The following is a 1,028-nucleotide window of genomic DNA, read 5'->3' on the forward strand; positions in this document are numbered from 1 at the left end:
ACATCATCGCCCATGATCAAAGCCCCAGCAGAAACAAAGGAGGCTCTGTCTTTTTCAGGGATGTAAAGCACCGGTGCGTAAACATCCATGCCCTTGACCTGTTGGCGCACATAAATCACCATCGGGGCTTCTAGAGAAGCCAATTGTTCTTCACTCAAAGCCTCACCAAAGGGGAGATTGTGGGCTTTTGCATAGTCTGCCCCGACATCCAGCAAAGTTTTGACTTGTTCAATGGCATCACTTCCAGGAATAAAGGAGCCTTTACCCAAACCTTGACCCACAAGATCACGCATTTGTTTTTCAATCAATTCCTTTTCGAAATAAGCATCGCCTAAGAAAAAAATCTCTCTGTCAGGATTGTAACCAATTCTGTTCAAATAATAGGCTGAGCCATAAAACTTGCCGACATCAAGAAATTCTGCCCGCGTTTCATAAATGAAATTTTGATTGGGTAGCGTGCCCCCAACACCCCCCGATTGGGGCTTTGGTAAAGGGAGCCCCTCAGACAGTTCTCCTGCATTATTGAGATCCACTTTTGGTGTAAAGAGAGCATCAACCCCAGTTAAACCACTTAAGGACTCCAGTGGATTGCCTTCAACTGCTTGTGCTTTAAAATGCGCATCCCCTGTAATCGAACCTTCCGCTGCCGTGTTATTGAGTTGATCGACCACCAAATTCAACGTGCCACCCGCTTGGACAAGACCAGGAACGCTCTCCAAAGCTTCTGAACCAATCTGGCGATCCTTGCCATTGGCTATATCTAAAGAAACATCGCGGCTTCCATCAGCTTTATAGCCATAACAATAACCATCCTGGGTATTGGCATTACAACCCATATAGGTTTTTTTATAAGCCGTTGCACCTAAATTGGTCAGCGTCTTGGCTTGGATATCGGCATTTCCCCCCGCTTCTATAGTGCTATAATGGTTGTCAATGGTATCAGCGTTAATGATGAGATTGCCACTAGATTGTATTACCCCCGAAACAGTTGGTTTATGCGAAAATGCTTGTGTGACAGTCTTTTCTGT

The 1,028-nt window shown here is 45.2% G+C and carries 1 pseudogene; it reads right to left on the bottom strand.

Annotated features, from left to right (window positions below):
• Positions 1-1,028 (bottom strand): annotated as a pseudogene (locus ACFIM6_RS09920) (filamentous hemagglutinin); the annotation flags it as partial.

The organism is Bartonella sp. AA9NXGY, assembly GCF_042196845.1.
Lineage (GTDB): Bacteria > Pseudomonadota > Alphaproteobacteria > Rhizobiales > Rhizobiaceae > Bartonella.